9 protein-coding genes are annotated in these 7,669 nt (G+C 25.3%); 4 read left to right on the top strand and 5 right to left on the bottom strand.

Translation table 11 applies throughout. The features are described from left to right. The 3 genes from KQI16_RS03280 to KQI16_RS03270 all read right to left on the bottom strand — a co-directional run. Window positions 1-728, bottom strand: a 728-nt coding sequence (locus KQI16_RS03280) for a histidine kinase dimerization/phospho-acceptor domain-containing protein (RefSeq protein WP_286172855.1), incomplete at its 3' end; no start/stop codon positions are given. Between the two features lie 160 nt (window positions 729-888). Continuing rightward, window positions 889-1,431, bottom strand: a complete 543-nt coding sequence (locus tag KQI16_RS03275) for a hypothetical protein (protein WP_216432193.1) — start codon at window positions 1,429-1,431, stop codon at window positions 889-891. 12 nt (window positions 1,432-1,443) lie between these two features. Further along, complete coding sequence (locus tag KQI16_RS03270; RefSeq protein WP_216432191.1) at window positions 1,444-1,896, bottom strand: sensor histidine kinase; 453 nt, start codon at window positions 1,894-1,896, stop codon at window positions 1,444-1,446. A 302-nt stretch (window positions 1,897-2,198) separates the two neighbouring features. On the opposite strand from KQI16_RS03270, the gene KQI16_RS03265 reads away from it, so the two are divergent. The 4 genes from KQI16_RS03265 (at window position 2,199) to KQI16_RS03250 (ending at window position 6,379) form a co-directional block, all read left to right on the top strand. Then, a complete protein-coding gene (locus KQI16_RS03265; protein WP_330654131.1) occupies window positions 2,199-3,557 on the top strand; it encodes a Mur ligase family protein in 1,359 nt (452 codons plus the stop codon). Between the two features lie 15 nt (window positions 3,558-3,572). Continuing rightward, the gene (locus KQI16_RS03260) at window positions 3,573-4,295 is read left to right on the top strand and encodes a type 1 glutamine amidotransferase (RefSeq protein ID WP_216432189.1); all 723 of its coding nucleotides are present in this window, start codon (window positions 3,573-3,575) and stop codon (window positions 4,293-4,295) included. Between the two features lie 51 nt (window positions 4,296-4,346). Continuing rightward, the gene (locus KQI16_RS03255) at window positions 4,347-5,645 is read left to right on the top strand and encodes a D-alanyl-D-alanine carboxypeptidase family protein (protein ID WP_216432187.1); all 1,299 of its coding nucleotides are present in this window, start codon (window positions 4,347-4,349) and stop codon (window positions 5,643-5,645) included. Between the two features lie 149 nt (window positions 5,646-5,794). Then, a complete protein-coding gene (locus KQI16_RS03250) occupies window positions 5,795-6,379 on the top strand; it encodes a flavin reductase family protein (protein ID WP_216432185.1) in 585 nt (194 codons plus the stop codon). Between the two features lie 122 nt (window positions 6,380-6,501). On the opposite strand, the gene KQI16_RS03245 is transcribed toward KQI16_RS03250, so the two are convergent. Together KQI16_RS03245 and coaE are read right to left on the bottom strand one after the other, a co-directional pair. Beyond that, the gene (locus KQI16_RS03245) at window positions 6,502-7,047 is read right to left on the bottom strand and encodes a lytic transglycosylase domain-containing protein (RefSeq protein WP_216432184.1); all 546 of its coding nucleotides are present in this window, start codon (window positions 7,045-7,047) and stop codon (window positions 6,502-6,504) included. Between the two features lie 14 nt (window positions 7,048-7,061). Next, window positions 7,062-7,658 (bottom strand): dephospho-CoA kinase, encoded by a 597-nt coding sequence (coaE, locus tag KQI16_RS03240; protein WP_216432183.1) that lies wholly within the window; start codon window positions 7,656-7,658, stop codon window positions 7,062-7,064. Window positions 7,659-7,669: the final 11 nt, after the last annotated feature.

The raw sequence follows: 7,669 nt of genomic DNA, 5'->3' as shown, positions 1-7,669 counted from the left end.
ATTGATAGTAATAAATTATCTATTGTTCTAACAAGTCTCAAGCAATTTTGTTTTATTATTTTGTTATATGAAACAATTTTATCATAATCAACTTTATCAATATATAGATCTTTTAATTGAAGAGCTGAATAAATAACATTTATTGGAGTTCTTAATTCATGAGAAATATTCGAATAAAACTCATCTTTCATATTTTCATATTGAATTTTTATATCTATCTTTATAATTTCATCTCTTCTCTTTAAAATATTTGTTACATCATTTACAACTAATGCTTTTTTAATTTCATTTATTTCTATTAAGTTAATTTTTAACTTTCTTATTTCTCCATTATTAGTTTTTATCTTAACATATTGATTAAAATTATCTAAATTATTAATATCATCATATTTTATATTATATCTTTCATAAAGTATATTTTTAAAATTTAATTTTAAGTATTCATTTTCTTCTTTATTATAATTTATTAAATTATTTACTAAGTTCTTATTTTCATTTAAATATTTGGCAGAAATCAGAATATCATCTTCAAAAACTAACAATTCATCTGAAAAATATCTTACTAAATTATGGTAAATATTTTCATTTTTTTCTAATATGGTATTTATTTCTTTTAATGCTCTTTCCCTTTTTCTGAGTTCCTTATAAAGCTCTATTTCTTTCTTTTTAGATTCCTCTAACTTATTGTAAGCTTTTAAAAAATTACTAAATAATAAGGTGTATTCCAACTTATCATATGCAATAAAATAGGAAATTATTTTAGTAATTCCAGACCAAAATAATAATTCCTCTCTAGTATAAAGAGATAAAATAAATAAGCTATTACTTAATATAATTAATAAATTATAAAAGAGAAGCCATTTATGCTTAGTATTAAATTCAAATTTCTTATATATATATTATTGAAATTGATAATATATATAATATAATTTCATTTATTAACACTTGTGAAATACTATGATAATGAAGAAAAATTATTTTACCATTAAAAAATATTAAAACTGAACAAAATATTAATAAACTCATTATCATAATAAATTGTTTAATTTTTTCAGATATTTTATTACAGCTAATAAGCATACATAATAAAATATTAAGCAGCTCAAGATAAGTAATAAATTGATTAAAACTTAAACTTATTTCAAAGAAATTTTGATTCCAAAAGTATTTTAATTCTATAAATCTTAAAATCGCTATATAAATATATCCTGTCCCTAAACTCTTTAAAAACCCAAAAAACTTATTTCTATTTTTAACTTTAATGCTTATACACATTAAAATTGATATAACTAAACATATTACCCTTTCTATAAAGTTATATTCAATACTAACTTCAAAAGCAAAATTTATTATAGATAACAGAAATATTATTGAAATAAAAACCCAGACCATTATACCATTATTTCTATAAATATATTTGTAATTTATCATTTACTTCACCTTTCATTTATTTAACCTAATAATAAAAGTGGATCCCCTGCCCAAAGTACTTTTTAACTCAATATCACCCTTTTGAGCTTTAACAAGATTATATATTACATATAACCCAAGTCCATATCCTCCATTCTTTACTTCACTTCTATTTTCCATAGAATATTTACTAAAAGCCTTAGCAATAAATTCCTCACTCATTCCAATTCCATTATCTTTAAATTCAATAATTACACTGTCTTTACTGCTTTTAATATTAATAAAAATACATCCACCTTTATTAGTAAATTTTATGGAATTAGATACTAGGTTTAAAATTATTCTCTTCATCATCTCCTTATCAAAACAGATAATTACCTCTTCCTCATTTGTATCAAAGATTAAATCAATTCCATTACTTTTTACATAATCTGAAAGATTTAATAAATAATCCTCGATAAATTCTACAATATTATCTGCTTCCAAATTTGCTTCTAAATCTTCCGTATCTATTTTACTAATATCTATTAAATTGTTTGTTAATTCTGATAAAGTAAGACAATTTTCCTTACTTATTGAATTATATTTTTTTATATTTTTTGTTCATTTGTAATTTTCTCTACTTTCAATTGTAATTTTATTTTCTTTTATTATTATTTTTTAATAAATTCTTATTATATGATTATTTGTAAGAATTTAAACTTATGATATACTATTCATATTGAAAAAATCTTTTATTGATTATTTTTTGTTATATTTGTCATAATATTAAATATTTATATAAGGTGGTGAAAAAAATTAACATAAAAACACTTATTAGCATATTAGCTTCAAAAATTACAATTTTTTTAACAAAAACTTTATTAAAAGGAGGAACCACTTTTCCAGGAAAGGTCGCCTTAAAAATAGATAAAAATATTCTAAAAAAAGTATCCAAAGGATATAAAATAATTTTAGTTACTGGTACAAATGGTAAAACAACAACTACCAATATGATTTATAACATCATTAAGGCAAGTGGAAAAAAAGTAATTACAAATAATACAGGAGCTAATTTATTTCCTGGAATAGTTACAACTTTTATTGATAACTATAAATTTTTTAGTAAAATTAAAGATACTTATGCAGTTATTGAAGTAGATGAAGCTAATTTAAAATACATAACAGCTTCCTTATCTCCAGAAATTATAACTGTTACTAATTTATTTAGGGATCAACTTGATAGGTACGGGGAAGTTTATACGACTTTAGCTAAAATTTTAGAAGGAATTGAATTATCACCAAATACTACTTTAGTCTTAAATGGTGATGAATCCTTATTGGGAAGACTTGATGTAAAAAATAATACCGTTTATTATGGATTTAATGCAAAAATAAATGACAATAAGGAAATAGATATAAATGCTGATGCAAAATTTTGCAAATTCTGCAAATCTCCTTATGAGTATAATCATATAACTTATAATCATTTAGGGGATTTTTATTGTCCAAATTGCGGATTTAAACGTGCAGAATTAAAGTATGCAGTAAACGAAATATATGATTTGTCACCTGATAGTTCCTGTGTTAGAATAAATAATTTAGATATTACTATCAGTCAATCTGGAACATATAATATTTATAATGCTCTTTGTGCTTTCTCAATTGCTAAAGAGTTAAACATCAATGAAGAATATATAAAAAAATCCCTTGAAAATCAAAGTTCCAGCTTTGGAAGACAAGAAACAATAAAAATTGAAAATAAGGAAGTAAGAATAATCCTTGTTAAAAATCCGGCTGGATATAACCAGGCCCTAGAAACTCTTTGTTTAAACAAAGCTTCCTTTGATGCTGCATTTTTACTTAATGACAATTATGCAGATGGAACTGATATATCTTGGATTTGGGATGTAGACTTTGAAAAATTAAAAGATCTTAATATGGATACAATTTTAATCTCAGGTATAAGGGCTTATGATATGGCAGTAAGACTTAAAATTGCTGGATTAAATACAGATAATTTTATTATTGAAGAAACTTTTGAAAAACTAACAGAAAAACTTAAAACTAGTCCTAATAATAAAATTTATGTGTTAGCAACATATACTGCTATGATTAATTATAGAAAATATCTGCATTCTCAAGGATATATTAATAATTTATGGTAGATGGGAGGCTTAAAAATGGAATTAAATATATGTCATCTATATCCTGATCTGCTTAATGTTTATGGTGACCTTGGCAACATATTAATACTCAAATATAGGGCTGAAAAAAGAGGAATAAAGGTTAATATTATTAATTCTTCAATAAATGATAAACTTGATATAGATAATATTGATATATTATTTTTTGGCGGTGGGCAAGACTTCGAACAATCCATTGTCTCATCAGATTTAAATACTACAAAAAAAGAAGATTTAATTAAATATATAGAAAATGAAAAGGTACTAATTGCTATATGTGGAGGCTATCAGCTCTTAGGTAAATACTATACAGCTCCAAATGGCGAAAAAATTGAAGGTCTTGGAGTTCTTGATATTTATACTGAGGGGGGAGATACCCGCTTTATAGGTGATACTATCATTTATAATGAAGATTTTGATGAAACTTATGTAGGTTTTGAAAATCATTCAGGAAGAACATATACTAATGGTTTAAAACCACTAGGTAAATGTATATATGGATATGGAAATAATGGCGAAGATAAATATGAAGGTTGTATATATAAAAACACCTATTGTACCTATTTCCATTCATTACTTTCAAAAAATCCAGAGCTAGCTGACAGATTCTTAAGCATTGCTCTTTCAAAAAAATACGGAGAAAGCATTTCTCTTGAAAAAATTGACGATACAATTGAATATAAAGCTAAAGAAGTAATGATAAAAAGATTGTCTAAATAAATTTTTCTATTACTAAAACAAAAATTATAGATTAGAAATGAGGAAATAAAATTGAGAAGAAAACATTTTTTAAGAAATTTATCTTTGGCACTTGCAATATCATTAACTACTCCTTTTATAAGCAGCTTTACTAGTATTAAAGCCGAAGAAATTTCAATTAATGAGCCTGAAATAATTGGAGAAGCTGCAATTACTATGGACATAGAAACAGGAGAAGTTATCTATTCAAAAAACGCCGATGCCATAATGTCACCGGCTAGTACAACAAAATTAATGACTTCCCTATTATTTGCAGAAAATAAAAATAAATCAGATATTATTTCTTATACAGAAACAGCTAAAAAAATTACAGAAACTTCTTTAAACAACTTTATAAATGCAAAAGTAGGAGATCGAATTTCTGCTGATGATGTAATGAAAGCAGTTATGATATACTCTGCAAATGATACTGCATATTTAATGGCAGAAAATGTTGCTGGTACTGTTGATGAATTTGTTAAAATGATGAATGAAAAAGCTCAAGCTTTGGGCCTTAAAAACACAAAATTCTATAATCCTTCAGGCTTAGAAATAGATCCTTTAAATCCTTCCAATACTAACATAAATCAAACTACCGCTTATGATTTAGCAGTAATTGCAATAGAAGCCTTTAAAAATGATTGGATACGCGAAACTATTGCTCCTAAATCCGGAAATATTTCTATAGCTTTAGGAAATCAAACAATGCTTATAGAATTTAGAAATAAAGTTATTGGTAAAAATGGTAATATAGGAGGAAAAACAGGAACCGAGGAACAAGCAGGTCATTGCTTTGTTGGGTTCTATGAAAGAAATGGCAGACAATTAGTTACTGTAGTATTAAAATCTGAGTATGGCCTAGATGGTCTTAATGTATTTAAAGATACTGAAAAAATTGCAGATTATAGTTATTCAACAGATAAACAAATTTATAAAAATGCTGGAGAAGAAATAGGAACAATTGATTTAACTTATAAAAGCTTCAGATTTTTCGGACCTGAAAAAACAGTTACTGCACCTTTAATCTTAAATACAGATGTAAATTATTATAAAAATTCTTATAACGATGAACATGCATCTATTTCCTACAATGGTGAAGAAAAAAATGCATGGAAATTAGCTGGTGAAGATGATCTTAAATTAACTTATTCATCTGGATTATATAGTGAAGAAGTATCAGCTTCAGTTAAATTATCTGCCTTTGACTTAATAAAAGCCAATATAGCTTTATACCTATTAGCTTTATTAATTATAGTTATTACAATAGCTTTAATAATATTCATAATTAAAATAGTTAATATACGAAAAAGAAGAAGGAGAAGAAGATATTAAAATCCTTTATAATTCAAAATATAAAATTTAGAATTATTTTTACAAAGCTGAAAAGCTAAACTGTTATTTTTGCTGATTCGTAACTCATGTTGCGAATCAGCATTTTTGTGTTATAATCCAATATGATACATAATAAAGGAGAAATGTTTATGAAAAAACTTAATTTTAAAGGTAGTGTTATGCTAAACCCTACTCCAGTTGTACTTATTACTAGTAAAAATAAGGAAAACAAAGTAAATGCTTTTACTGTAGGCTGGATAAGTACTGTATGTACAAAACCACCAATTATTGCAGTGGGTATTAGACCAGAACGTCTTTCCTACGAGTATATAAAAGAAAGTGGAGAATGTGTTATTAATCTTCCAACAAGAAATATGGTTAAATTTCTAGACTACTGCGGAGTTACTTCAGGAAGGAAAATTGATAAAATAAAGCATTTCGGCTATAAATTAAATAAGGGAGCTTCCATTGAAACTCCTTCACTAGAATTATCTCCTGTTGCTTTAGAATGTAAAGTTAAAGAAATTATCCCTCTTGGAAGCCACCATTTATTCTTATTAGATGTTATTAATATAAAAGTAGATGAAACTATAATAGATGAAAAAGGTAGGATCTGCTTTAATAAGGCTAACTTAATTTGCTATAATCACGGTGAATACTTTGGTATTAATCAAAAAGCCCTAGGCTCTTTTGGCTATTCTGTAAAGAAAAAGAGTAAAAAATATACAAAATAACTTATATAAAAAAATAATAGGTATCAGAACTTAGATATTGGCAATATCATTTAATCACAAAACTCTATTATCCAAGAAATATTCTCTGATACCTATTCAATAAAAATTCTATTTAATATTTTTTATTTTTCATAAAGATATTTATATATGTTATAGTATACCTTAACTCTATCTACATATTTCTTAGTCTCATTAAAAGGAATATAATCAAGGCTTTCTCCATCCGAAGAGAAATCTTCATCATTTAGCCACTTATTTACATTTCCGCTTCCGCCATTATAAGCTGCTATTATTAAATCAATACTTCCAAATTCGTCCTCCAAATTGGCTAAATACCAACATCCCATCTTTATATTTAATTCCTCATCAAAAAGCATAGAAGGTAAAAAATAATTTATTCCTAATTCTTTGGCTGCCCATTCTCCTGTACTATCCATTATTTGCATCAAACCTTTAGCTCCTTTTTTGGATTCAGCTTTTTCATTAAAATTACTTTCTGCTTTTATAACGGCTAAAACTAAGTAAGGATCCACATTAAATTCCTCACTATACTTTTCTATATATGTTGAATACTTATAAGGAAATATATAATTTTTCATAATAAATATAGTACTAAAATATCCAACTAAAATTAATATAAGAATTGTTAATACTCGTCTAAATTTCATTGCAACTCCTTACTTTAAATTATATTTAAAAAATCTGATATTTTATCAACTTGCGCCTTTGTTTTTAAAATTTCCTTACTATTAACAATTCTTATATTAGCATAATCCTTTTTTCTATCTAAAGAAATTTGCGAATTAATTCTGTTTAATATATCTTCCCTTGATAATTTATCTCTATTTTTTATTCTCATTATTTGAGTGTTATTATCTACCCATACTAAAATAACAAAATCCATATCCTTATGAAGATTATTTTCTATTAAAGTAGGCGCATCTAATATTACTATTTTTTCATTAGATTTTTCATATTTTTCTAATTCATTATAAATTTCCTTTTTAATATAAGGAATTATTATATCTTCATATTTTTTTCTTTGCTTTGGAAATCTAAAAATATGATTTCCAAATTCTTTTCTCCTAAACTCTCCCTTCCAGTCAAAAAAGGCTTCCCCAAAATCAATTCTTATTCTATCAAGTATTTCTGGATATTTTACAAGCACTTCTCTAGCAATTAGATCTGCGTCTATCACTTTAATTCCCTTTTCTTGAAACATCTTAGATACTGTACTCTTACCTGATCCAATTCCTCCTGTTAGCCCAATTTTAATCATTTAAGTAAATA

This window comes from Caproiciproducens sp. MSJ-32 (assembly GCF_018918055.1).
In the GTDB taxonomy this organism is placed as follows: domain Bacteria; phylum Bacillota; class Clostridia; order Clostridiales; family Clostridiaceae; genus Clostridium.
The sequence above is the reverse complement of the archived record's forward strand: the minus strand, read 5'-3'. Positions and strand labels throughout refer to the sequence as shown.

Excerpts from the sequence above, each read along its gene's own strand:
- KQI16_RS03275 (WP_216432193.1), bottom strand. The coding sequence starts at position 1,431 with ATGATAAATTACAAATATATTTATAGAAATAATGGTATAATGGTCTGG.
- KQI16_RS03260 (WP_216432189.1), top strand. The coding sequence starts at position 3,573 with ATGGAATTAAATATATGTCATCTATATCCTGATCTGCTTAATGTTTAT.
- KQI16_RS03250 (WP_216432185.1), top strand. The coding sequence starts at position 5,795 with ATGAAAAAACTTAATTTTAAAGGTAGTGTTATGCTAAACCCTACTCCA.
- KQI16_RS03245 (WP_216432184.1), bottom strand. The coding sequence starts at position 7,047 with ATGAAATTTAGACGAGTATTAACAATTCTTATATTAATTTTAGTTGGA.
- coaE (WP_216432183.1), bottom strand. The coding sequence starts at position 7,658 with ATGATTAAAATTGGGCTAACAGGAGGAATTGGATCAGGTAAGAGTACA.